The following is a 25313-nucleotide window of genomic DNA, read 5'->3' as shown; positions in this document are numbered from 1 at the left end:
ATATCGGTTTGCCTCGGGATGCGATAAGCAAGGACGCCGCTGCCGACAATGGCTGCGGAATCGGGAGAAGCGCATGACGATCGTCGACGACCTGAAACAAGCCCTCGGCGACATCGTGCTCACCGGCACCCAAATCGGCGAACGCCATCGCAGCGACGCCAGCCTGACCGGCCGTGAGCTGCCGCAAGCCGTGATCCGCCCGACAAGCAGCGAAGAGATCGCCACGGCCCTGCGGCTCTGCAACGACAACCGCCAAGCGGTCGTCGTTCAGGGCGGCCTGACCGGGCTTGCCGGCGGCGCCAATGCCGACAGTGACGCTGTGGTGATTTCGCTCGAGCGATATACCGGCATCGAAGAGATCGACCCCCAAGCCGGAACCATGACCGTGCGGGCCGGCACGCCGCTCGAGGTAGCTCAGCGCGCCGCCGAAGACGCCGGTTTCTTGCTGCCCATCGATCTTGGCGCCCGTGGCTCCTGCCAGATTGGCGGCAACCTCGCCACCAATGCCGGCGGCATCCGGGTGCTGCGCTATGGTGTGACGCGCGACAACGTCCTCGGTCTCGAAACGGTGCTTGCCGACGGCACGATCATCTCGTCGCTCAACAAGATGATCAAGAACAACACCGGTTACGACCTCCGGCAATTCTTTATCGGCTCAGAGGGAACGCTCGGCGTGATCACCCGCGCGGTCCTGCGGCTGCGGCCCTTGCCCGTCGGCCGGCTGACGGCACTCTGTGCGCTCGACGGTTACGACAACGTCGTCGCCTTCCTCGCCCGCTGCCAACGCCGCCTGCCCGGCCTCTCGGCTTTCGAGGCGATGTGGGAAAACTACTTCCGCTTCAATGCCGAAGCAGAGAAGCTGAAGCTCTTTGAAGAAGTCCCGGCCTTCGCGGTGATCGTCGAGCAGGATCTGCTCGGTGACGCCCCAGAGCGCGACGGCTTCGAGGCCTTTCTCGGCGAAGCGCTCGAAGACGGGATTATTGCCGATGCGCTGATCGCCCAGTCGGAGAAGGAAAGCCGTTCTTTCTGGAGCGTGCGCGAAGGCCATGCGATGGACAGCCAGTTGCCTGATCTCGTCAACCTCGACGTCAGCCTGCCGATCGGCGACATCGGTCGTTTCGCCGCGGAATGCGGCGAGGCTCTATCCGCCCGGTTCCCGGCGGCCCATGTCTCCTTCTTCGGCCATGTCGCCGACAGCAACCTGCACATCGCCTTCTCGGAACCGAACGGCGACGCGGACACCCCGCATATCGTCGACGGCGTCGTCTATGAAATCGTCCGGCGCTACAAAGGGTCAATCTCGGCCGAACATGGCATCGGCGCGCTAAAGCGCGATTTCCTCGACCATTCGCGCAGCGCCGCCGAAATCGAACTCATGCGGCGGATCAAGCAGGCGCTCGATCCGAACGGCATCCTCAATCCGGGCAAGGTGATCTGAGACCACGACTTTAGAAGGACCAATCCCGGAAACAACCCTTCCAACAAGTGGGTTCAGAGCCAGGAGGCCGGATTTTTCGGCAGGCGCCCATCGGGATCAATCACCTTCAACTCGGCCCCCTCGCCTGCGTTCCAGCGCCAGAGCGCGACGCAGGTGCCGCCGGGTGACATGAAGGACGGATAGATCAGGCCGTCGAAGCCTCGGTCGCTCAGCGCTTGTTGCAGGCGATGCGTTTCCGGCACGAGGCCGCGATCGAGCGCATCGCGCCATTCGGATTGGTGGATATCTTCGGAGAGACCAAGGTCGGAAAGGATCTCCGGCGCCGTCAGATCCGCAAGGCGGGAAAAGCGCAGTTCAAGCTGGGCGATCAGCGCAGGGTGCTGGACGAAACCCTGATTGTATTCGGCCCAGGCGGTCGAGAGTTCGCGGGCGGCATAGATCGTCGGCGTTCCCACGGGATTCCACCGCCCACCATACCGCCCTGCTCCTTCGCCCGAAAGCGGCGCATGCGCCCAGCGCGGCACATAGGCGCGCCACAGGCGCACCGGTTCACCAATCGCCATCAGGCGTAGACACCGGAGCGCACGGCTTCGAGATAAGCGAGCACCTTGTCGACCTTGCCCTCGCCGACGAGGTCATAGGCGGTCTTGCCGGCCCAGCCTGGGATCGGCTGGTGCTTGAACCAGATGACGGCGCGACTGTCGTCGCCCGCCATTTCGCCGGCCATGGCGAGGATACGAACAATGCCGCTCAAGGCCGCATCGACCTTGCGGGCACTCGACTTCGCCGTCAGCGTGTTGCGTGCGACACCGATCAGCTTTGCCAGTTCCGCAAGCGTGACACCGAGGCGTTCGGCGACCAGCCGAGCGGACAGGAAGGACGAGTGGTTTTCGCCGTAATGAGCGGTGGAGATATTGAGACCGACGGCAGCCATGGCATGATCCGCGCTTATTTTGATCATCGTATCATCAAAGTAAGATCAAAACACGCCCAAATCAAGGAAGCCTATTGCCGCCAGGTGGGCTCGCGCTTGTCGAAGAAGGCGCCGACGCCCTCACGCGCCTCATCGGATTCCCAGCAATCGGCAAGCTGTTCGATCGTCGCGGCAATGGTCTCTTCGGTGATCGGGGCGCCAAGTGAGCGGGCCAGCCGTTTGGCCCGGCCGGTGGCTTCCGGCGCGACCGCCAGATAGGGCTCGATTTCAGCTTCAATCGCCGCGTCCAGCGCGTCGGCGGCAACAACGGTGGTGGTGAGCCCCAAGGCGCGCGCCTCCTCCGCACCGAATAGCCGGGCGGACATGAACAGTGGCCGCGCCTTGCCCTCTCCGATGCGGGCAACGACATAGGGACTGATGGTTGCCGGGATCAGGCCGAGGCGCGTTTCGGTCAGACCAAACTTTGCGTCGGCCGAGGCAACCGCCGCATCGCAGATGCTCATCAGCCCAACGCCGCCGCCAAAGGCATTGCCATGCAGGCGGCCGATCACGGGTTTTGCGATCTCGTTCAGCGCCTTGAACATCATCGCCAGCCGAGTCGCCTCGGCAATGCGGGTCGCCCTATCTGCATCAAACTGTTCGCGCATCCAGCCAAGATCGCCGCCGGCGCAGAAGCTGCGGCCTTCACCCTCAAGGACAACGACGCGGACCGAACGGTCGGCCGAAAGCTGTTCTGCCGCCTCGGTCAGTTCGCCGATCATCCGCGACGAAAGCGCGTTGTGCTTCTGCGGCAATGCCAGCGCCAGTCGCGCGACGCCGCGCGCATCGGTTTCGATCCGGATCGTCTCGAAGGTCATTATCCCGTCCTCAAGGTGCGCGCGAAGGCGGCCGCCTGTTCGAGCTTTGCTACGTCCAGCCCGGTCGAAAAGCCCTTGCCCGTGACGAAGGCGTTGACGGCGAGCGTATCGACATTGCCGGCAGCACCCGGCGCATAGGGGCAGCCGCCGAGGCCGCCCGCCGAAGCGTCGAAGACCCTGAGGCCACGGTCGAGCGCCACGGCAATGTTATCGAGCGCGCGGCAGGATGTGTCGTGAAAATGCCCGGCGAGCCTGTTGGCCGGAATGCGTTCCAGCACCGCGGCCAGCATCGCATCCACGGCCTCTGGTGTACCGCGGCCAATGGTGTCGCCGAGGCTGATCTCGTAGCAGCCGAGCTCGTCGAGCAGACCGGCAACGCGGGCAGCACTGGCCGGTGCTATCGCACCCTCATAGGGGCATTCGACGATGCAACTGACATAGCCGCGCAGAAGAAGCCCCTTTTCCCGGCACAGTTCGGCAACCGGTCGGAAGCGCTCGATGCTTTCGGCAATCGAGCAATTGATGTTTTTTTGCGAGAACGTCTCGGAAGCCGACGCGAAGATCGCCACCTCGTCGGCGCCTGCATCAAGCGCGGCTTCAAGACCGCGCATGTTGGGCGTCAGCACCGCATAGCGGGTGCCCGGGCGCCGGCGGATTCCAGCCATCACCTCGGCAGCGTCGGCCATCTGCGGCACCCATTTCGGGCTGACGAAGCTCGTCACCTCGATCCGCTCGTAGCCGCAGTCCGAAAGCATATCGACGAGGCGGATCTTGTCGGTCGTTGGGACCAGCGTGCTTTCGTTCTGCAGCCCGTCGCGTGGCGCCATCTCGACGATCGTCACATGCCGCGCCGCCGCTCCGCTCATTCCGCGCTCTCCGGCTGGAGCATCACCAGCACGGCGCCGGCGGTCACCTGCTCGCCTTCGCTGACCAGCACGTTCTCGACCACGCCAGCCCGCGAGGCCGACAGCGTGAGTTCCATCTTCATCGCTTCCATGACGGCAAGCGCCTGGCCCTTCTCGACGGCATCACCGGGGCGGACCCGGATCAGCTTGACGATGCCGGGCATCGGCGCCGACACCGCGTCGTCGGCGACCTCGCTGGAATGGCCCGCACCAAGCGCGTCCGGCAAGCGAAGCACATAGGTCTCGCCATTCAGGAACAGAGTGATCTGCTCGCCTTCGCGCAGGAAGCGGAACTCCTGCTGCGCACCGGCGATTTCCGCACGGGCGCCATCGGCCGAGCGATTGAGGATCACGACCGGCAACGCAGCCGTCCCGGTGTGAACGGCGAACTGATCCCGGCCACGCGCAGCCAGCGCCACGGTCGTCCGTCCGCCCAGGTGCTCGATCGCGATGTTGCGGTTGGCGTCACCCCAGATCTGCCAGTGGCCGAGCGAAGACCAGGGATCGGCCGATCCGTCCGGCTGTAAGGCGCCGGTCGAAATGATGGCTGCAAGCGCCAGGGCCGCATCGTTCGGCACCGGCGACGCCGAAAGCCGATCGATCGAACGGTCGATCAGGCCGGTATCGGGATGTCCGGCACGAAAATCCGGTTCGGCCGCGAGGCGGGCCAGAAAATCGAGATTGGTGACCGTCCCACCGATGCGGCAAGCCCTGAGCGCATTTTCGAGCTTTGCAAGGGCTGCCGAGCGATTGGACCCGTGCACGATCAGCTTGGCGATTAGCGGATCGTAGAACGGCGTGATCCTGTCTCCCTGCCGGACACCGGCATCGACACGGACGCCCTCCTCCGGAAAGCTCAAGGTCGTGAGCTGCCCGGTCGCCGGCAGGAAGCCGCGCGACGGATCTTCCGCATAGATGCGGGCCTCGAAGGCCCAGCCGTCGATGGCGATCTCGCTTTGGCGTTTCGGCAGTGCTTCGCCGGCAGCAGCGCGCAGCTGCCACTCGACGAGGTCGATGCCGGTGATCGCCTCAGTGACCGGATGCTCCACCTGCAGCCGGGTGTTCATTTCCATGAAATAGAACTGGTCGGGCCAGAGCCCGTCGGTCACGTCGGCGATGAACTCAACGGTGCCCGCGCCGACATAGCCGATCGCCTGCGCCGCGCGAACGGCCGCGTCACCCATGGCGCGCCGCACTTCCGCGGTCATGCCCGGCGCTGGCGCTTCCTCGATCACCTTCTGGTGGCGGCGCTGCAGCGAGCAGTCGCGCTCGTAAAGATGCAGGATGTTGCCGTGTCGATCACCGAAGACCTGCACCTCGATATGCCGCGGCTTCGTCAGATATTTCTCGATCAGCACCGCGCCGTCACCGAAGGCTGCTTCCGCCTCGCGACGCGCCGCTTCGAGTGCTGCTGGAAAATCGGCGGCGCTGTCGACCCGCCGCATGCCCTTGCCGCCGCCGCCGGCGCGCGCCTTGATCAGCACGGGATAGCCGATGTTCGCCACTTCCCCGGCTAAGAAATCCGGCTCCTGCGTCTCGCCGTGATAGCCAGGAACCACGGGCACGCCGGATTGCTCCATCAGCGCCTTGGCGGCGTCCTTCAGCCCCATGGCGCGAATGGCCTGTGCCGAAGGCCCGACGAAGGTGATGCCAGCCGCCTCGACGGCTTCGGCAAAGTCGGCGTTCTCCGACAGGAAGCCATAGCCGGGATGAATGGCGTCCGCGCCGACGGAGTGCGCTGCCGCGATGATGCGTTCAGCCACAAGATAGCTGTCGAGCGCCGGCGCCGGGCCGATGCGGATCGCCTCGTCGGCGAGCGCCACATGCAGCGCGCCGACATCGGCATCGGAATAGACGGCGATCGTGCGGATGCCGAGACGCTTGGCGGTGCGCATCACCCGGCAGGCGATCTCACCGCGATTGGCGATCAGGAGTTTGGAAAACATCGGCATCTCCTGGCCCTATTGCGCTGCAATCACATCGATTTCGAGCAACCAGCCGGCATCGAAGATGCCGGCGATCGCAACCGTCATCGCCGGCGCGAGCGGACCGAGATATTCGGCACGGGCCGCGCGGTTGGCCATGGCATATTGGCGGTCGGCAAGCAGCACCGTTACTTTGACGATATCGGCCTTGGTCATGCCCGCCGCGGCCAGTTGCGCGTCGATATTGGCCCAGACCTGGCGCGCCTGCGCCTCAAAACCCTCCGGCAGCGCGTCTTCAGGCGTCAGCGGCACCTGCCCGCTTACGAAGAGCAGACGTTCGAAATTCTCCAGGCGAACGGCTTGCGAATAGCCGCCGCGCGGCTGCGGTGCGTTCGGGGCATTGATGTTATCGCGTTTCATGGCGGTGTTCCTACATCCTGAAGAGGCCGAAGCGCGTGTCTTCGATCGGCGCATTCAGCGCCGCCGACAGCGACAGGCCGAGCACGTCGCGCGTCTTGCGCGGATCGACGACGCCGTCGTCCCAAAGTCTGGCCGAGGCATAGAGCGGATGGCTCTGGCGTTCGAAGAGATCGAGGATGGGCTGGCGGAAACGCGCCTCGTCCTCGTCGTTCCAGGGCGTGCCGGCCCGCTTCAGCGCTTCGCTGCGAACGGTCGTCAACACGCCGGCCGCCTGTTCGCCGCCCATGACCGAGATGCGGCTGTTCGGCCAGGTCCACAGGAACCGCGGCGAAAACGCCCGGCCGCACATGCCGTAATTGCCGGCCCCGAACGAGCCGCCGACCAGCATGGTCACCTTCGGCACCCGCGCCGTCGCCACTGCCGTCACCAGCTTGGCTCCATGCTTGGCGATGCCCTCGGTTTCGTATTTCCGCCCGACCATGAAGCCGGTGATGTTCTGCAGGAAGACGAGCGGGATCTTGCGCTGAGCGCACAGTTCGACGAAATGCGCGCCCTTCAACGCCGATTCCGAGAACAGAACCCCATTGTTGGCGATGATGCCGACCGGAATGCCGTGCACATGGGCAAAGCCGCAGACGAGCGTCGTGCCGTAGCGCGCCTTGAACTCGTCGAAGCGAGAACCGTCGACGGTGCGGGCGATCACCTCGCGGATATCGTAGGGCGTGCGCAGGTCGGACGGCACGATGCCGGCGATTTCCTGCGGATCATAGAGCGGCGGCTCCGGTGTCGCGAGCTCCACCGTCAAAGGCTTATGCCGGTTGAGCGCCGAAACAGCCCGGCGCGCAAGCGCCAGCGCATGAGCGTCGTCGCGCGCCAGATGATCGGCCACACCGGAGAGGCGCGTGTGCACATCGGCGCCGCCGAGATCCTCCGCCGAGACGACTTCGCCTGTCGCGGCGCGCACGAGCGGCGGCCCGGCGAGAAAGATCGTGCCCTGGCCTTCGACGATGATCGTCTCGTCCGACATGGCCGGCACATAGGCGCCACCCGCCGTGCACGAGCCCATCACCACGGCGATCTGCGGGATGCCGGCAGCCGACATGTTGGCCTGGTTATAGAAGATCCGGCCGAAGTGGTCCCGGTCTGGAAAGACCTCGTCCTGGTTCGGCAGGTTGGCGCCACCGGAATCGACGAGGTAGATGCAGGGCAGATTGTTTTCCGCGGCGATTTCCTGCGCACGCAGGTGCTTCTTCACCGTCAGCGGATAGTAAGTGCCGCCTTTGACGGTCGGATCGTTGCAGACGATCATGCATTCCCGGCCCGACACCCGGCCGATGCCGGTGATCAGCCCGGCCGCCGGCGCATCGCCGTTATACATGCCGTGCGCCGCCGTCATGCCGACTTCGAGGAAGGGCGTCGCCGGGTCGATGAGGTTGGCGACGCGATCGCGCGGCAGGAGCTTGCCGCGGCTGACGTGGCGTTCGCGCGCCGTGTCGCCACCACCGGCGGCGGCCACCTTCACCGCGTCTTCGACAGTCGCGATCGCCTCCGCCATGGCCGCCTGGTTTGCCTTGAACGTATCGGAGGACGGAGAAATGTGAGATTTCAGAACGGTCATCAAGTCCTCTTTCGATCGAGTTCGGCCGTTTCAGTTGGCGGCTACCGAGTCTCGGTAAACAGCTCCCGCCCGATCAGCATGCGGCGGATCTCGCTGGTGCCGGCGCCGATCTCGTAGAGCTTGGCGTCGCGCAGCAGGCGACCCGCCGGGTAGTCGTTGGTATACCCGTTGCCGCCGAGCGCCTGGATCGCTTCGAGCGCCAGCGCCGTCGCCCTTTCGGCCGCATAGAGAATGCAGCCAGCCGCATCCTTGCGCGTGGTCTCGCCGCGGTCGCAGGCCGCCGCCACCGCATAGACATAGGCGCGCGCCGCATTCGCCGTCACATACATGTCGGCAAGCTTGCCCTGCATCAGCTGGAACTCGCCGATCGCCTGGCCGAACTGCTTGCGCTCATGCAGATAGGGGACGACCACATCGAGGCAAGCGGCCATGATGCCCAACGGCCCGGCCGACAGCACGACGCGCTCATAGTCGAGCCCCGACATCAGCACGCGCACGCCGCCGCCGATGCTGCCGAGCACGTTTTCTTCCGGCACTTCGCAGTCCTTGAAGATCAGCTCGCAGGTGTTGGAGCCGCGCATGCCGAGCTTGTCGAGCTTCTGGCCGGTCGAAAATCCCGCATAGCCCTTCTCGACGAGGAATGCGGTGATGCCGCGCGGGCCGGCGGTCGGATCGGTCTTGGCGTAGACGACGAGCACGTCGGCATCCGGGCCGTTGGTGATCCACATCTTGTTGCCGTTAAGCACATAGCGGTCGCCACGCTTATCGGCCTTCAGCGTCATCGACACGACATCGGACCCGGCGCCGGGCTCCGACATCGCCAGCGCACCGACATACTCGCCGGAAATCAGCTTCGGCAGGTAACGCGCCTTCTGGGCGTCGTTGCCGTTGCGGTTGATCTGGTTGACGCAGAGATTGGAATGGGCGCCGTAGCTGAGGCCGATCGAGGCCGATGCGCGGCTGATCTCTTCCATCGCCACGCAATGGGCGAGATAACCCATGGCAGCACCGCCGTGCTCCTCGCCAGCGGTAATGCCGAGCAGACCAAGCTCGCCCATCTCGCGCCAGAGCGGCATCGGAAAGGCGTTGTTGCGATCGGTCTCGTCCGCCAAAGGTGCAATACGGTCCGTTGCGAAGCGCCGCACGCTCTCGCGCAACGCGTCGATGTCCTCGCCAAGCGCGAAGCTCAAGCCGCCCTGAAACATGTCTATCCTTCCACCGTTCCGGCCAGTGCGGTCTCCTCCCACAGCGGCCGGACGATAACGCTCCATCCTCTACGCGGATCGCGGCGAATGCAATGATATCAACGCCGCGACATGGCCGGACGATAGCACCGCGTTTCGCTAATTTCCTTCCAAAGAGGGGCAAAGCCAAGCACGATATGCAAATCCGGAGGCGCCCGCCGATTGCATCCTGTGCGCGAAGGGGTTGACGCGCCTTCGCGCCGGGTCCGACGGTTGGCGTTACATTCCCGAGATGGCGACAAGGAGCTCCGTGACGTCGCGGGATCGACGATCAGTTCTTGTTCGGCCAGATTTCCTGGCTGGCGTCGACGGCCGCAAGACCCTGCATCGCGTCGCGATTGCCGGTGGCGGCAAGCGCTTCGAAGATGCGCCGCGCTTCCGCGTGGTATTTGAGGTTCATGTAGGCGTAGCCGCGCAGCACCATCAGGTCCTGGCGGCGCTGCGAAATCTGCCCAAGCTGATCGAGAAAAAGGATCGCCTCGCGGTAGCGATTGGCATTGAAGGCGGCAATCGCGCGGTCGGCGAGGATCGCCGTCTGCAGCTCGTCGACCCGACCGCGGCTCTGCGTCGACTTCGTCGCCGACACCGCCGCCTTGTTGGTGAGGCCGGCGCGCAGATAGGCCAGGCTCTGGCCATAGGCAGCGTCTTCGCGGATCTGCGACGCAGGTGCTTGCAAGGCGACCTCGAAGGCTTCTGCGGCTTCCAGCGGACGATTGAGGTCCATCAGGCACCAGCCGCGCGCGAGCGCCGCCTGCGGCGCCATGCCGGCGGGATTGATGGTGGTGCGGCAACCGGCGCCGCTGCGCACCGATTTCTGCACAACACCGCCCATGCGCGGCCTCTGAGCGACGGGCTGCTCGACCACCTCGGTGACGACGGTGGTGCGCGCAGCCGACTGCTGTTGCGTCCGCTGCTGCACCTCGGCAGTCGGAAGCGGCGCGCGGCTGACTTCGTCGAGTTTCTCCTTGACTTCGCCAAGCCGGGCGATGCGTTCGGAGCGGCCCGACCACAAACGCTGGATTTCGACGACGCCATCCTTGTCGTTCAACTGGTCGCGGCTGAGTGCGAGGCCATAGGCCGACGGCTCGTCGTCCGGCTTCCAGCGCAACGCCGTTGCAAACCACTGTGCGGCGGTTGCCGGCTGGTTGAGGGCGCGCGCATACCAGCCGAACTGCTGGGCCGTCGCCGGTTCGCGGGCCTTGGTCGTTTCCTGCGCGATCCGCGCCAGCACGGCGGCATCGAGGGCGACCGGCGGATCGATGGCCAGCAGATTGGCCGTCGCCGCGAAATAGGTCGCAAGCGCGTCGGGCGAGCTATCGCGCCACGGATAGAGCACGGCCTCAGCCTCGATCGGTGCCTTGCGCGCGATCAGCGTCAGCGCCAGGCCCTGCGCGGCCGAAGCGCTATCTTCCTTGTCGTGGGCGCGCCGGAACCATTGCTCGGCGGCGCTCATGTTGTCGCGGCGCAGTTGATACCAGCCGAGCAACAAGGCGTCGCTTGCCGTGCCGCCGGTTTCCGCCAGCTTTTCGACGCGCTGGACATACTTGGGATCAACCGCGAGCGTCTTGTCTCCGTCGCCTTCGGCAACGAAGCGCCGGGCGAGATCGTCGCGGATGCTTTCGAACTCCGGCACGCCCTCGGGCGTGGTGCGCTCCAGCGCGAGCAGATCCTGCAGCATCGCGTAGGGCAGCACCGCGGCAGCCTTCTGCACGGTCGCGAGCCGTTCCGGCGCGTCGTCGCAGCTCTTCAGCACATAGAGATAGGCATCGCGGGCCCGGTCCGGCCGCTTGGTCTCGGCAAAGGCCTGCGCCACATGCCAGAGCACATCGACTTCCGAGCAGGTCAGAAGGCTCGGCGTGCTGGCGGCGATCGAAATCACGGTTTCATACTGCTTGAGCTCGGAGGCGTTCACCAGCCGGGCGCGCGCCTCGGCCACATTGAGGCGCTCAAGCAGGTCCGACGGCGGCTGCCAGGCAGCCTCCTTCGCCTGACGCTCGGCGATCGCCTTGCGCACTTCGGCGTAGCGGCCTTCAGAATAAAGCCGCCACATGGTTTCGAGCGCGACGTCGTTGTTGCGCGGCACGGCCAGCGGATCGGCGGGCGGAACCCAGTCGGGATAGAGCGAGCGCAGGCGCGAGATTTCCGCCTGCAGGCGCGCCGTGTCGCCCTTGGCTGCAAAGTAGCGAAGCGCCGATTCGTCGACGACCGGCTGCGGCTTGCTTGCGCTTTGCGTTGCCTCTGACGGCCTGTCGGCCTGGGCCACCTCGGTAAATTGCGGCGCGGCACCGCGCGCGCCCTGGCCGGCGCTGCTGCCGACGGCGGGCGCCTCCTGGCTCTCGCCGGCCAAGCTGCCGAGTTTCTTGTTGTCCTGGCGCAAGAAGCCGCCATCGGTCAGTCCGGCAACCCCGATCGCCGTAGTCATCACAGCGGCAATGGCAACGATTGAGGACTTCATAGACACTCCGGACGCTTCTCCCTCACGTAAGACAACCCCAACAGGTGCAGCGTGGAAGGGTAATATTGCGTCGGGCTGAACACCTTGACGCTGTCGGGTATCGGAACCCTGTCCAAGACACAGGCCAGAATATGGTTAACAAATCGATAACCGGGGTCCGTGAGGCTGGTTTGAACCGCCCCCGTGGAGGCGTCGCTGAGGACCAATGCGTCGTTGTCGCCGGCCATTCCCGCCCGCAGCCGCGCCATCAGATCGCGGCCACCCATGTCCGCCCGGGCGAGGTAGAGCGGGATCCGCAAAGCGTTATAGCCGAACTCGGCGGGAAAGCCCTGGGCTGGCTTCGGCATCGCACGCAGGCTGACCCAGTCGGCCGGCAGTTTTCTCGGGCCTGATTGCAGGGCATTGAGCAAGGCCAGGCCGTCATCCGAGAGCGCCTTCCAGCGCGGCGACGGCGCTACCCGATCAAGTGCGGGAAAAGCCTCGAAGATCCAGTAGGACGGATTGACCACCGGGCCATCCGGGCGATCGGTCGTGCCGAAGCCCGTAACGCCGGGCAACAGCAGCGTTCGCCCGCCATGATCGAGCAGGGTGTTGTCGAGGATAGCCTTGGCGATCCGCGACGCCGCCTGCAGATAGTCTTGTCGCTTCCAGCGTTCACCGGCAAGCACCAGCGCATAGGCGATCAGGATATCGCCGTCGGTGGCATTGTTGATGTCGATAATGTGCGGTGTCTCGGTGGCACTCCACTTCCAGGCCGCCAGTCCATCGTCCCGCAGCAACAGCTCGCGGCGCGTGAACGACCAGATCAGCGCGAAGTCGGCCGGGTTTTCGGCAAGCACGGCGAGTAGGAGGCCATAGCCCTGACCCTCGCTATGGCTGACATTGCCATTGGCGTCGTCGATGATCCGGCCGCCGGAATCGAGGAACCGCGCCTTGTACTGATCCCATTCGCCAGCCTTCACCGAGCCCCCCTGTTCGTCGGCGCCGGCTGCCATCGGCAGCAGCAGCGCAAACAATCCGGCGAGAAGCGCGGCCCGCCACCTCATTGGCGCCGCCCCAGGCGGGTCAGCATCGAAGATGTCGCCAGCCCCAAAAGCACCGACAGCACGATCAAGAGCAGAGCATAGACCATGATGTTGCTGGACAGCCAGTTGGCAAAGATCAGACGGTAGTTGGTGAGCGACGGCGGCTGCGTCTGGACGAAATCGAAGCCGGCGACCGGCGTCGCCTCGATCTTGTCCGTCGCCGGCTCATAGGCCGAGACCCGTCCGGCAAGCTGCTGCCAGCGCGTGACGTCGGCGATCGCCGCCGTGCCCTCGCGCAGGCGCTTGCCGGTTGGCGCAGTCAGCAGCGTCCAGGTCGCGTCGTCGCTCGGGTTGGCCCCTTGCGCGATCACCAGGCCGGCGCTTTCCGGCGGAACATAGGCGGCTTGCGCTTCGGGCAGGATACGCAGCGAACTCAGCGAAATGTCGAACTCCTGCTTCACCCAGGTCTGGAACCCCGTGACCTGGTTGCGCCAGGCGCCGCCGCTCAGGCGCGTGCGCCACTCGTCGATGGCTTTCTGCGTATCGTCAGGACGGCCGGTGTCCTCCGCATTGCCCCAGGACATCTGCCTGGCGGGGTCGATACCGACCTGTGTCAGCACCGTCTTCGGCAACTGCGGCATGGCGCCGATGAAGATCGCGTTGCGGCTGCCGGCTGCAAGCGGCGATGTGATGACCTCCAGCAGCAGCGGCCTGCCGCCGGCAACGGCCAGGCGGGCAAGGAAGGTCGCGGCGGCCGACAGCGTGTCTTCGTCGGCGCGATCGAGGAAAAGCGGAACGGCGGCGCTATCGCTGCGATAGGGGGCGGCGGCGCCCGAAATCGCGGCGATATTCGGCCGGCGGCCGATGCGCGCGAAATCCGGCATCCGCAATTCGGACGTATCGAAGAGCGCGAAGCGCGGATCGTTGGAAGCAGGCGTTCCCGGCGCGCAGGCCTTGTCCGGCTCGGCGGAGAGCACAGCCTCGACCTCGATCAGGTTCGGGCCGGGTTTGAAATGCCGCATCGTTACCTTGATCGGCAGGTGGCGCAGAATGTCGCCCGTGGCCGAATTCAGCGGGATCGTCGATGCGATGTTGCCGTTGATGTAGATGTCGATGTGGCTGCCCGGAAGCACGGCATCCGTATAGGCGGCGTCGAGCAGAAGCGTCGCGTCACCATAGGCGTCGGCATAGAAATCCGACGGCACGGCGACGGAGAAACGCGTGCGAAAGCGCCGGCCCGTAAATTCGCTGGTCTCCACCCCGAGTTCGGAGAAGCGCAGGCGCGCATTCGTCACGACCAGCGGCGTCTCCGGCAGCTGCCAACGCCCGGTGGCGATGACGTCGCGCGGCACGTTGCTCGGGCGGTCCATGGGCTGCGTGATCCCCTCGATCGCCTCCTGAACGGCGGACCAGTCTGGACCGCTGATAACCAGCACCGACGACTTCGTCTTGCCGTCGCGCACGAACATGGCGACAGGGCCGCTCGACGCACCTTCCGGCAGTCGATCGAGGAACGGCGCCACTTCCTCCGCGGTGCCGACGAGCGCAGTCATTTGCCCGGGTTTTGCGAGTTCAGGCATGGTCTCGCTGAGGGCGAACTCCTGGGCGGGCATCTGGCCGCGCAGCGCCAAACCTTGCGCAAGCCGCATCAGCGCTGCCGTTCGGCTCGGCTGCTGGAGGCCGGGAACGACCAGGTTGAACTGTGTCCGGCCGCGCGCATCGAGCCCGACGGCGCGTACGTCGTCGAGGCTGGAAAGCGTCGCGCTATCGCCGGAGGCAAAGCGGATGAAGGCCGATTCCGGCGCGATCTCGGTCCACAGCTCGTAGGTCGATTCGACCGTGCAGTCCGTGCGGTGGCGCTGGCGAACCTTGACGCGAATGTCGTTTGAGCCGGCACGCAGCAGCCCGGGCTTCAGGTCGTAGCTCAGCGGCGTGGCCGCCTCCGCCGAGCCGATCGCCTTTTCGCCCGCCAGCTCGCCGTTGACGAAGATCGACAGTGTCGACGCTTCCGGCGCAACGACGATCGCGTTCTGATAGGCGAAATTAAGCGAGGCGGCAGATTGCGCCTGCGCCGGCGTCAGATAGACGGACCAGGTGCGTTCATCGACCTCGCCGGTCAGCGACAGTGCGCTGAACGGGATGATGAAGCGCTTGAAGTCGTCCGGCGGCTTGAGCGTGACGATGGGCTCTGCCGGCCCGGCGTTGCTTCCGGTGTCTGCCGGCGGCTGCAGGATCGGAGCATCCGCCGGGCGCTCGCCGGACATGTCGAAAGGCGACGGCTGCGCCGACACGCCGGTTGCAAGGCTCGCAAGCAAGAGGGCTGGGAGAACGAGGCGCCTGAGCATCAAGCGCCCTCCTTCTGCGCCTCGGAGCCACGCAGGCTGCGAAGGAAGTAGATCATGCCGCGGCTCGTCTGATAGAGCGCCAGCCAGAGGAACCAGAACGTTCCGCGCACCAGTCCCGGATTACCGCGCCGGGCGCTTTGAAACTCGCTCCATTGCCTCGAATTGGCAAAGATCAGATCGGCGACCAGGCTGTGATGGCGGGCGACCTGGGGCAGGTAGCGGCAGCCCATGATGGTGATATCGCCGGCAACCTCCTTGTTGCGGATCGCGACAGGCAGCGTCTCGGCCACACCGCTGCCGCTGTAGGGCTCGAAGCGGATCCCGCCCTCGGTGTCGGTCGGCAGCGTCGATGCGTCGATGCCGTAGACCTGGACGCGCGCGCCGTGCGCCGAGACATCCTCGATCGTTGCCGGATACCATTTATCGGCGACCCCGAATTCGCAGCGGCGGCTGACCTTGACGCGCCGGGAGGCTGCCCGCTCGCCGCGCTCCGACACGACGCCGAGCACGCAGCCGGCCATGATCAGGTTCAGGAGGTTCCAGCCGCCGACGACGAGCGTCACGTCTGCCTTGTAGGGTTCGGTGTAGACCCGGTAGACCGTCATGAGCAGGGCAACGAAAAGCACCGCGAAGATGACGAAGAACGGCCGGGCGATCTCGGAGAGCCGGCTTTCGAGGATCGATTCATCCTTTGCCGTCACCTTGAAGGTCGGCCGGCTCGGCCGCAGCAGCACCGAGATGACCGCCGGCAGCAGATGCACCGTCTGGGCGAACTCGTAGAGTTCAGAGATCCAGGGCCAGCGGAACGAGCCGTAGAGATAGTTCTGCATCATCAGGTTCACGACCATGTAGGCCAGCGTATAGGCGAGGAACTCGCCGCCAGACGCCGTGAAGATTTCAAGGTCGAAGAACAGATAGAAGAGCGGTGCGAAAAGGAAAATCGTCCGCGGGATCGGGAACAGCCAGAACAGCGTCGACGACATGTAGCAAAGCCGCTGCGGGATCGACAGGCCGCCCTTGAACAGCGGGAAGCGGAAAATGAGGATCTGCATCATGCCCTGCGCCCAGCGGCTGCGCTGGCCGATGAAGCTGGCGAAGGTCGCCGGCTGCAGGCCGGCGATCAGCGGGCGGTCGACATAGATGCTGTTCCACCCGCGTCCGTGCAGCGCCAGCGCCGTTTCGCAGTCTTCGGTGATGCTCATGCCGCTGAAGCCTTCAGTATCCTCCAGCGCCTTGCGGCGCAGAACGGCGGCCGAGCCGCAGAAGAAGGCGGCATTCCACTTGTCGAGACCGCGCTGGATGATGCCGTAGAACATCTCGTTCTCGCTCGGCATCTTCTCGAAGGTGCGCAGGTTGCGCTCGAGCGGGTCCGGGTTAAGGAAGAAGTGCGGCGTCTGCACCAGAAACAGCTTCGGGTCCTGCTCGAAATAGCCGACGGTCTCCAGCAGGAAGTCGCGCGCCGGCGCGTGGTCGGCGTCGAAGACCGCGATCAGCTCGCCGTCGGAATGCAGCATACCATTGTTGAGGTTGCCGGCCTTGGCGTGCTCGTTGCGCTCGCGCGTGAGATAGCGCACGCCCAGATCGTCGCAGAGCGCCTGCAGCTCGGCATTGCGGGTGGATGCGCGCTGCGCTTCGACGAGGTTTGCCGAATTGCGCTTCTGCAGCGTGCCGCCGTCGTCGAGCAGCCAGACCGTCAGCTTGTCGGCCGGATAATCCATCGCCTTGGCGGCCGCCAAGGTATTGGCGAGCAGGCCCGCGTCCTCGTTGTAGGACGGCACGAAGACGTCGACCTTCGGAAACTTGCCGGGGGAGATCGAGCTCGCTTTGCGCGGCGGCAACGGCATCGCCACCACGAACAGGCTGAGCGACAGCATCATCACGCTGTACATTTCAGCGAGATAGAGCAGGAAGCCCGGAATGAAGTTTTCAAGCTGGTTGAGTGGCGGCAGCGTGCTCGTCGTGCGCCAGTAGACATAGCGCAGCACGATCGCCGTACCGAAGGCGAGCGCGATGAGCCGCCAGCGGCCGCCGGCATTGGCAAGCTTCAGCACGGCCATGAAGGTGACAATGAGAACGCTGACGATGAGCTGCGTCTGGAGGTTCACCGGCAGCGTGATGACCGCCATCACGCAAAGCGAGAAAAACGCCCAAGCCGCAACCGATCCGATCCTGCTCATACATTTGCCTTCCAGCGTTCGGCATCATGCCACTGGTATTGCCCGACCCATATTCGACCGAGCCTCCCCTACCGACACCAGCCCATAACAAAGGATGGTTAGCGGTCGATTAAGGGCAGGCTCCTCCGGCCTGCTGCCCTGCACACGCCGGAGCCGGCACAATCACGTTCGGCAGCGGTTTCGCCCTGGTGTCTACCTGCGCCTGCGGCACCGAGACAGTCCCGTCCGGTTGCGGAACCGGGATCGCCGTCACCGCGGTGGGCGCGACAACAGGCTGCTCGACGCGGGCCGGGACGCTGGTGACCTCGCGTCGCGCCACCGGCTGCGCCTGGCGTCGGATGACCACTGCGGGCGCACTCTCGGTCGCCGTTTCCTCCTTGCGATAAATCGGGCTGCCGGTTCGGCCCAGACCCGCCTCCAGCGGCGGCGGGGCGCCATAAGGGTTCCAGGCGGGATCGCCGAAGGTGCCGGTGATCGTGTAGCCGTAGACCGGGGCCAGAAGCTCGGTCTCGCTGGCGCCTGCCGCGCAATAGCGCAGCCGCACCTGGATCGTGCCGTAACCCTTGAGCGGCGAGCGGTGGTTCTCCGCCTGGCGGACCTGCTGCCAGGCAAAGATGCAGGCGTCGTTCCCTCGGCCCTGACCGAAGGCATAGCCGAACGGGCCGTAATTGTTCTGCAGGAAGTATGGGTTGAGCGACAGCGAAACGCCGGGCAGCGCCCGGCGCGCCTCAGCCATCATCTTGTTGTCGCGCACACCGGCATAGCTCGAGCGCGACTGCTGGTCGAATTTGGCGTTCATCGGGCCGAAGAACTTGGCCCGCAGAAGGTTCTGACCCGGGGTCGCCGCCGAAGTGTAAAGATAGATATCCTGCTCGATCGCGTTGGTGCTGCGCCGTTCGACGACGTTCAGCACTGCAGGTCCGCCGGGCGGCGGCAGGATCAGCGCGTTTTCCGAGGGAACCATGATGCTGCCGGTCGGCGTGCCGACGTCCTGGCGCGTGTTGCAGCCCGCCAGCACGGTCGCGGCCACGAGCGACACTGCAGCCACGCGCCAACCTTGTGCAGGGCGCAGCCGTCTCTCCGACGTGCCGAATCTCCGACTCAGATATCGTTGCATCATGGCTGAGCATTAGTTGATTCACCCCATTTCGCAAACCCGCGAAGTACGGGGGCAGAGATGCCACCGGGCACAAGCGCGCAGTTTCATCCCCTGAAAATCGATTGTTTCAACTGGCACAAGCGCTCTTCAGCGACACGCCCCCGGACGGCCTCAAACAGCCTCGCGCGGGCGGGCGAGATCGTTGACGCCCTCGTCATCCGGGGCCTGCCCGTAACTCATGCGGCGCATCTGGGCGATGACGCGCTCCATCTCTTCGTCGGGCAGAACCGGCGGCTCGCCGAGCGTCAGCGCCTGCACATACATGCGCGACAGGGTCTCGATCTCGATCGCCAGCCACAGGGCGCCTTCGAGCGTCTTGCCGAGTGAAATCTGGCCGTGCTGGCCAAGCAGGCAGGCGGTGCGGTCCTTGAGTGCGACAAGCGCATTGTCGGACAGCGCCTGGGTGCCGAAGGTCGCATATTCCGCGCAGCGGATCGTCGTGCCGCCGGCAATGCCGGTCATGTAGTGGAAGCTTGGAATGGTCTTGTGGTGGCAGGCAAGCGTGGTCGCATAGACCGAATGGCAATGCAGCACGACGTTGATATCCGTGCGCTCCCGCAGGATATCGCGATGGAAACGCCATTCCGATGACGGGCGAAGACCGGCATAGGTACCGTCGAAATCCATTTCGACCAGGTCTTCGGGCTGCATCGTCTCATAGGGCAGCGACGACGGCGTGACCAGGAAGCCGGTCTCGGTGCGAACAGAAATATTGCCCGCCGTGCCCTGGTTGATGCCGTTCGAGTTCATGCGGCGGCAGATGTCCACCATCTCGCGGCGGAGCGACAGAATGTCGGCCTTGGTCATCGATATGTCCTTTCGAAGTCGCGACTGAAACCACTGTTGTGCCCGGCCCGGGCGCGGGCTCGCCATTGCGACGCATAGACGGCGACAGCAGGCGAGAGGTGAGACACGTCGCCGGGATCGGCGAGCGAAAGCGGCGCCGGGCGCTGGCGCCGGCCCTCGCTTGCAAGCAGCGCGGCGCCGGAGGCCACACCATAGGTATCGAGATTGAAGCGCACCCGCCGGTTCGGCAGCAGTGCGGCGACGAGGCGGGCATAGAGCGGATCGCGCAAGAAGCTGCCGTCGAGCACGACCAGCGGCCCCGGCCCCAGCGCCTCCACGCACTCCGCCGTTAGAAGCGCGCAATAGAGCAGCGCCAGCGCCTTGCGTTCGATCGGCGTTTCCGGCGGCGGCCCGCTGATACGACCGCGACCGGCACTTCCGGGAAAGAGGCCGTCATCGTCGCCGAAGGACGGCATTGTCATGGTGCGCTTGGCGATCAGGCCGAGAACGACGTCGTCAGGCACCGCGGCGTCCGGCGGTTCGCGGCCCGCCACATGGGAGAACTCGCGGCCGCCCATGGTGAGCACACCGCCGAGTGGGCGCCCGAAAACGTCGCTGTTCAGCGTCATGCCGCGGTGCTCGTCGAGCCGGTCAAGGGCCGTGCGGCCGGAAAAGCCGACGATCCAGGTCCCGGTCGAAACGACGATGAAATCGCGGAGCCCGCCGGCGTGATAGCGATAATGGTTGAGGCTGCTGTCGTGGCCGCCCGCAAGCACGTGCAAGCCTTCCGGCAACCCGTGGCGGCGGACAAGCGCGGGACGGGCGGAGCCGAGGACCTGCCAGGCATCGGCAAAATCCGGCATCAGGCTCCGCCAGCCGCGCGCGCCGACAATGGGCGCGAAGCGGCGGTCGGCGACATTCCAGAGATGCGATTGCGCGCCAAGCAGGCTCGCCTCGGATGCGGCAACGCCCGATAGCCGCCACGCCCAATATTGCGGCAGGCCGAGATACCAGCGCGCGGCCGCGACCGCCTCTGGCGCATGCTCCTGCATCCAGTAGAGTTGGCGCGCCTGGTGGGTGGCGCTGTGCATCGTCGCGCTGCCGCGATCGAAGAAGGAGCCGGAGAGCGGCGCATAGCCGAGTTGGATTTTCTCCGGCACCGGCTGCTCGTAATCGATCATCGGCAGAGCCGCGCCGGCGGCCATATCCGGGTCGTCACAGACGAGTACGCCGCCGGACCCGTGACCGGCGGCGACGAAGGTTTGCAGCGGATGGCGGCGGCCAAGTTCGGCGAGACTGGCGAAAATCCATTCGCCGAGGCTTTCGAGATCGTGATGCCGCCAGGGTGGGCCTGGCAGCACCGGGTTGGCGACGCTCAGCGTTTCCAGGACGAAACCGTCTGATGTGACCGCGTTCAGCTTCACATTGGTCTTGCCGACGTCAAGGACGGCAACCGTCCCCGTGTCCGCACCCGCTGAAACTGCCATGCCGCAACCCTCCGTCCTGATCGAGGCGGCGCCGAAAGCGCGCCCGCCTAGATCAATCCGTATTGCCTCGCCTTGTTCCTGAGGAACGGCAGACCGTTGCCCATCACTTCCTCCTCGTCCCTGGCGACCGGCCGCCAGACGGCAAGGCCATAGGCGACCTCAGGCGGCATGTTGATGAAGCTTTCCATCGCCAGCCCGCCCTTGAAACCGATCGCAGCCAGCGTCGCGAAGATCTCGTCCCAGGCGCAGTTGCCGTAGCCGGGCGTGCCGCGGTCGCTTTCGGACAGGTGAATGTATTTGATGAAGTCGCGGGCATCGAGGATGCCGGTGCCGATGCCCTTTTCCTCGATGTTCATGTGGTAGGTGTCGAGATGGACGAAGACGTTGTCGGCGCCGACCCGCTTGATCATGTCGACCGCCTGCCAGCCGGTGTTGATCAGGTGGTTCTCGTAGCGGTTGACCGCCTCGACGCCGAGTTCGATGCCACGCGTCTTCGCGTGCTTGGCGGCGGCCTGCAGCACGCGGGCGATGTTGTCGTATTCGGCTTCGGTCGGTGGCACGCCGGTGCGCTCGCCGATGCCGCCATAGATGACGCCGGACAGTGCCTCGCCGCCGAGATCGGCCGTCTTGTCGATCGCGACCTTCAGATGCTCGATCGCGGCATCCGGGCGAACGGACGCCCAGGCGCGCTCCGGCAGCCCGAGCGAGCAGACCGCGCGCAGCTTGTTTTTCTCGAGCAGCGCCTTCGTGTGGGCGGTATCGACCGCCGGCGGATTGAGCATCGGGATCTCAATGAAGTCGACGGCGTATTTCACCGCCGCCGCAACGGCGCGCTCGGCACCCGGGCGATCCCAATTCATGGTCCACATGCTCGTATGGACGCCAAAACCCTGCATGGTCATGTTTCCTTTCTGACAAATGAAATCTTGAACTTGGTGGCGACGAAGCGCAGCACCATGACGCCGGCAAGCAGCAGCCCCCAGACGGCGGTCGCGAGATGCTGGTTGGCGCCGACGAGGTTGAGGCCCGAAGAGAGAAGCTGCAGCACCACCAGCGCGACGAAGACGGGGATGACCCGGCCGAAGCCACCGAACGGATTGACGCCGCCGAGGAAGCAGGCGAGCACGGTGATCAACAGGTAGCTTTCGCCGTGGCCAATGCGCACGGAGTTGAAGCGCGCCAGCATGATGATGCCGGCGATCGCGCACATGGCGCCCGACAGCGCATAGACGAGCACGATCACCTTGCGGGTATTGATGCCGGAATAGCGCGTCGCCTCGAGGTTGGAGCCGATCATGTAGGTATTGAAGCCGAGCTTGGTGCGGGTGAGCAGCACGTGCCAGGCGAGCACGCAGACGATGAAGACGATCAGCGGGATCGGCACGCCGAGAAACGACCCGTGGCCGAGCGGACCGAGGAAGGCCGGAAAACCAGAGACGTCGCCGCCGCGCGTCAGGAACTCGCCGAGGCCGCGCAGGAAGATCATCATCGACAGCGAAACGAGGATCGGATGCGCCCGGGTAAAGGCGATCACCAGTCCCATGATCACGCCGCTCGCCGCCCCAACGAGAATGGCGAGCACCGAGCCGAGCAGGAAGGCGCCGGGGCCGGCATCAACGCCGCCATTGGACTGCAGCACCCAGGCAAGCGTCAACCCGGCGATATTGGCCGTGAAGGTGATTGCGAGATTGAGCCCGCCGGTCAGGATCGGCAAGAGCATGGCGAGCGTCAGCAATCCGAGTTCCGGCAGCTGGAAGGCGACCGAACCGAAGGTGGCGGCACTCAGGAACTGCGGCGAGGCGATACCGAAGGTGAGCATGACGGCGAGGAAGGCGAGCCCCGGTCCGGCCATTTCCGGCCCGATGAGGGTCTTCAGGCGTTCGAAAATCGCGTTCATCGTCCCGACCCTTTCTGGCTGGCGAAGGGCAGCAATCTTTCAATGCCGGTGTTGGAGAGCGTGATCGCGACCAGAATGATGGCGCCGATGATCATCTTGAAGGCGAAGGGCGAGACGCCCATCAGGTTGAGGCCGTTCTGAGTGATCGAGATCAGAAGTACGCCGAGCACGCAGCCGAGCACCGAGCCCTTGCCGCCGCCGAGCCGCGCGCCGCCGAGAACGACCGCTGCAAGCACGTCGAGTTCGCGACCATAAAGCGCGTTCGGCACCACCTCCTGCGCGTAGTGCGTCTGGATCAACCCGCCGATCCCGGCCATGAGCCCGAGCCAGCCGAAGGCGATGAACTGCATGGCGCCGATATTGATGCCGAAGCGGCGCGCGCCCTCGGGATTGTCGCCGAAGGCATAGAGCTGGCGACCCGTCGTGGTGCGGGTGATCAGCACCCAGGTGGCGATGACGCAAAGCACCATCACCAAAACTGGCAGGGTGATTTCAATCCAGGTCCCATCCGGCATTTCGTGTTCGAACAGGATGACGCGGTCCGTCAGCCAGTCCGGCAGGTCGTAGATCGACACGCCCTTGGTGAAGAACATCAACAGGCCGAAATAGATGTTGAAGGTGGAGATCGTCGCAACGATCGAGATCACCCGGAAACGATGGATGAGGAAGGCGTTGATCGCGCCGAGCAGGATGCCGAGCGAGCCGGCGATCAAAAGGCCGGAGATCCAGCCACCGCCACCGACCCAGCCGAGCGCGATCGCCGTGCCGTACTGCACCACCGATGCGGCAACGGCAAAGGAGATATCGATGCCGCCGGCGATCAGCACGACGAGCAGGCCGACGGCGAAGATGATGTTGACCGAGCTGATGTTGAGCAGGTCGAAGGCATTGCCGAGCGAAAAGAAATTGGCGGTCGAAACCGATAGCACGGCGCTGATGGCGATGATGACGGCCAGCAGCGACACTTCGGTTGCGTGGGTGCGGACGAAGCTACGCATAGACCGCTCCTTCGATCTCGGCGAGCGAAGCGCTGCGCGGATCATAGCTGCCGACGATGCGGCCCTGCGCCATGTGCAGCACCCGGTCGGCGTTGAAATAGACCTCCGGCACCTCGTCGGAGATGAGGATGATCGCAAGTCCGGTCTCGGCAAGCCGCGCGACGATGTCGAAGATGCCGGCACGCGCGCCAACATCGACGCCGACAGTCGGGGCGTCGAGGATCAGGAGCTTCGGATCGGTTGCCAGCCACTTGGCGATCGCCACCCGCTGCTGGTTGCCGCCGGAAAGCGTGGAGATCGCATCCTGCTGCAGCCCGATCTTGACGCCGAGATCGGCGATCCAGCGACCGACAAGGCTGCGCTTGCGATCCTCGGAAAGCAGACCGCCCGAAAGGATCTTGTCGAGCGAGCTGATGACGAGATTGTCGGCGATCGACTGCGGCTGGATGAGGCCGAGCGACAGCCGGTCCTCCGAGAGATAGGCGACGCCCGCCGCGATCGCGTCGCGGTTGGAGGAAAAGCGGACCGGCTTGCCTTCAAGCGCAATGGTGCCGGATGCCGGCTTCAGCATGCCGAAGAGCGTCAGCGCCAGTTCGGTGCGCCCGGCGCCGAGCAGGCCGGTAATCCCAAGCGTTTCGCCCCGCCTGACCGAGAGCGAGATGTCCTCGAATTGGCCGGGGCGGCAAAGGCCCTTCACGTCGAGCACAACGGGTCGGCCATCACGGGGTTTCGCGCGCACCTGCTGGTCGAAGGTCTTGCCGGTCATCAGTTCGGTGATGCGCGATTGGGTCATGCCGGTGGCGGGATAGACGCCGACCAGGGCACCATCGCGCAAGACCGTAATGCGGCTTGAAATTTCCAAGACCTCGGCAAGCCGGTGGCTGACGAAGACGACGGCAACACCGGAAGCGGAGAGCCCGCGAACGATATCGAGCAGATGGTCGGTTTCCGATTGCGTCAGCGACGCGGTCGGCTCGTCCATGAAGACGAGCCTCGCTTCGCCGACCAGCGCGCGGGCGATCGCCACGATCTGGCGCTGGGCAATCGCATATTCCTTGAGCGGCAGATCGACATCGAGCGTCACGCCAAGACGGGCAAGCGCGTCGGTGGCGATCTGGCGCATACGGCCATAATCAACGAGCTTCGGCCAGCGGCCGAGCACGGTCTGGAAGGCGATGTTTTCGGCGACGCTCATCTCGGGAAACAGCGCCAGGTCCTGCCAGATCACCTGGATGCCGCGGTCCTGAGCCGTCACCGGCGACATGTGGGAATAGGTTTCGCCATCGAACTCGATCGAGGCGCCGTCGGCGGGGCGGTAGACGCCGGTGATGATCTTGATCAGCGTGCTCTTGCCGCAACCGTTTTCGCCGGCAAGGCAATGAACCTCGCCCGGGCGGACGTCGAAGCTCACATTCTTGAGCGCGCGAACCCCACCGAACGTCATGTTGATATCGCGCAGGGCCAGAAGCGGCGTTTCGCCTCCTCCCGCGGTCGCAAGCTGGTGCATGGACTGCCCCTAAATCACGTTGAGTCCGAGCAGGATGCGGGCAGAACCGCAAACACCTTTCCTCATCCGGCTCCGGTACGGTTGAGGGACTTGCCAGGCCGGCCGAAGCCGGCCCAGCAGCCGGGAGAACCCTTAA

20 protein-coding genes are annotated in these 25313 nt (G+C 65.0%); 1 reads left to right on the top strand and 19 read right to left on the bottom strand.

Features of this window, described 5'->3' with window-relative positions:
• Positions 1 to 73: 73 nt before the first annotated feature.
• The gene (locus IB267_RS21770) at positions 74 to 1438 is read left to right on the top strand and encodes an FAD-binding oxidoreductase (RefSeq protein ID WP_192449535.1); all 1365 of its coding nucleotides are present in this window, start codon (positions 74 to 76) and stop codon (positions 1436 to 1438) included.
• A 53-nt stretch (positions 1439 to 1491) separates the two neighbouring features.
• On the opposite strand, the gene IB267_RS21765 is transcribed toward IB267_RS21770, so the two are convergent.
• The 19 genes from IB267_RS21765 to IB267_RS21675 form a co-directional block, all read right to left on the bottom strand.
• Positions 1492 to 2001: an RES family NAD+ phosphorylase gene (locus IB267_RS21765; RefSeq protein ID WP_192449534.1), complete on the bottom strand. Its 510-nt coding sequence runs from the start codon at positions 1999 to 2001 to the stop codon at positions 1492 to 1494.
• Positions 2001 to 2372, bottom strand: coding sequence for an antitoxin Xre/MbcA/ParS toxin-binding domain-containing protein (locus tag IB267_RS21760; RefSeq protein ID WP_192449533.1), 372 nt, complete (start codon positions 2370 to 2372; stop codon positions 2001 to 2003). The genes IB267_RS21765 and IB267_RS21760 overlap by 1 nt, the downstream gene beginning before the upstream one ends.
• A gap of 71 nt (positions 2373 to 2443) precedes the next feature.
• Positions 2444 to 3229 carry a crotonase/enoyl-CoA hydratase family protein gene (locus IB267_RS21755; protein ID WP_192449532.1) on the bottom strand — a complete coding sequence of 262 codons (786 nt, stop codon included), beginning with the start codon at positions 3227 to 3229 and terminating at the stop codon, positions 2444 to 2446.
• Positions 3229 to 4095 carry a hydroxymethylglutaryl-CoA lyase gene (locus IB267_RS21750; RefSeq protein ID WP_192449531.1) on the bottom strand — a complete coding sequence of 289 codons (867 nt, stop codon included), beginning with the start codon at positions 4093 to 4095 and terminating at the stop codon, positions 3229 to 3231. The genes IB267_RS21755 and IB267_RS21750 overlap by 1 nt, the downstream gene beginning before the upstream one ends.
• Positions 4092 to 6080 (bottom strand): acetyl/propionyl/methylcrotonyl-CoA carboxylase subunit alpha, encoded by a 1989-nt coding sequence (locus tag IB267_RS21745; RefSeq protein WP_192449530.1) that lies wholly within the window; start codon positions 6078 to 6080, stop codon positions 4092 to 4094. The genes IB267_RS21750 and IB267_RS21745 overlap by 4 nt, the downstream gene beginning before the upstream one ends.
• 15 nt (positions 6081 to 6095) lie before the next feature.
• Entirely contained in the window at positions 6096 to 6479 is a 384-nt protein-coding gene (locus IB267_RS21740) for a RidA family protein (protein ID WP_192449529.1), read from the bottom strand.
• A gap of 10 nt (positions 6480 to 6489) precedes the next feature.
• Positions 6490 to 8097 carry a carboxyl transferase domain-containing protein gene (locus tag IB267_RS21735; RefSeq protein ID WP_192449528.1) on the bottom strand — a complete coding sequence of 536 codons (1608 nt, stop codon included), beginning with the start codon at positions 8095 to 8097 and terminating at the stop codon, positions 6490 to 6492.
• Positions 8098 to 8138: 41 nt separating this feature from the next.
• Positions 8139 to 9302: an isovaleryl-CoA dehydrogenase gene (locus IB267_RS21730; protein WP_192449527.1), complete on the bottom strand. Its 1164-nt coding sequence runs from the start codon at positions 9300 to 9302 to the stop codon at positions 8139 to 8141.
• Between the two features lie 310 nt (positions 9303 to 9612).
• Positions 9613 to 11796: a cellulose synthase gene (locus tag IB267_RS21725; RefSeq protein WP_192449526.1), complete on the bottom strand. Its 2184-nt coding sequence runs from the start codon at positions 11794 to 11796 to the stop codon at positions 9613 to 9615.
• A complete protein-coding gene (locus IB267_RS21720; protein ID WP_192449525.1) occupies positions 11793 to 12842 on the bottom strand; it encodes a glycosyl hydrolase family 8 in 1050 nt (349 codons plus the stop codon). The genes IB267_RS21725 and IB267_RS21720 overlap by 4 nt, the downstream gene beginning before the upstream one ends.
• Positions 12839 to 15166: a cellulose biosynthesis cyclic di-GMP-binding regulatory protein BcsB gene (locus IB267_RS21715; protein WP_192449524.1), complete on the bottom strand. Its 2328-nt coding sequence runs from the start codon at positions 15164 to 15166 to the stop codon at positions 12839 to 12841. The genes IB267_RS21720 and IB267_RS21715 overlap by 4 nt, the downstream gene beginning before the upstream one ends.
• Positions 15166 to 17343, bottom strand: a complete 2178-nt coding sequence (bcsA, locus tag IB267_RS21710; RefSeq protein ID WP_192449523.1) for a UDP-forming cellulose synthase catalytic subunit — start codon at positions 17341 to 17343, stop codon at positions 15166 to 15168. Before bcsA ends, IB267_RS21715 begins: the two co-directional genes overlap by 1 nt.
• Before the next feature lie 109 nt (positions 17344 to 17452).
• Positions 17453 to 18391 carry a cellulose biosynthesis protein BcsN gene (gene bcsN / locus IB267_RS21705; protein WP_371742609.1) on the bottom strand — a complete coding sequence of 313 codons (939 nt, stop codon included), beginning with the start codon at positions 18389 to 18391 and terminating at the stop codon, positions 17453 to 17455.
• A 222-nt stretch (positions 18392 to 18613) separates the two neighbouring features.
• Positions 18614 to 19309, bottom strand: a complete 696-nt coding sequence (locus IB267_RS21700; protein WP_192449521.1) for a class II aldolase/adducin family protein — start codon at positions 19307 to 19309, stop codon at positions 18614 to 18616.
• A complete protein-coding gene (locus IB267_RS21695; protein ID WP_192449520.1) occupies positions 19306 to 20775 on the bottom strand; it encodes an FGGY family carbohydrate kinase in 1470 nt (489 codons plus the stop codon). The genes IB267_RS21700 and IB267_RS21695 overlap by 4 nt, the downstream gene beginning before the upstream one ends.
• A gap of 47 nt (positions 20776 to 20822) precedes the next feature.
• Positions 20823 to 21671: a sugar phosphate isomerase/epimerase gene (locus IB267_RS21690; RefSeq protein WP_034789974.1), complete on the bottom strand. Its 849-nt coding sequence runs from the start codon at positions 21669 to 21671 to the stop codon at positions 20823 to 20825.
• Between the two features lie 2 nt (positions 21672 to 21673).
• Positions 21674 to 22672 carry an ABC transporter permease gene (locus tag IB267_RS21685; RefSeq protein ID WP_192449519.1) on the bottom strand — a complete coding sequence of 333 codons (999 nt, stop codon included), beginning with the start codon at positions 22670 to 22672 and terminating at the stop codon, positions 21674 to 21676.
• Positions 22669 to 23670 (bottom strand): ABC transporter permease, encoded by a 1002-nt coding sequence (locus tag IB267_RS21680; RefSeq protein ID WP_192449518.1) that lies wholly within the window; start codon positions 23668 to 23670, stop codon positions 22669 to 22671. The genes IB267_RS21685 and IB267_RS21680 overlap by 4 nt, the downstream gene beginning before the upstream one ends.
• Positions 23663 to 25177 carry a sugar ABC transporter ATP-binding protein gene (locus tag IB267_RS21675; protein ID WP_192449517.1) on the bottom strand — a complete coding sequence of 505 codons (1515 nt, stop codon included), beginning with the start codon at positions 25175 to 25177 and terminating at the stop codon, positions 23663 to 23665. The genes IB267_RS21680 and IB267_RS21675 overlap by 8 nt, the downstream gene beginning before the upstream one ends.
• Positions 25178 to 25313 lie beyond the last annotated feature (136 nt).

It is taken from the genome of Ensifer sp. ENS09, from assembly GCF_014852425.1.
Lineage (GTDB): Bacteria > Pseudomonadota > Alphaproteobacteria > Rhizobiales > Rhizobiaceae > Ensifer.
The sequence above is the reverse complement of the archived record's forward strand: the minus strand, read 5'-3'. Positions and strand labels throughout refer to the sequence as shown.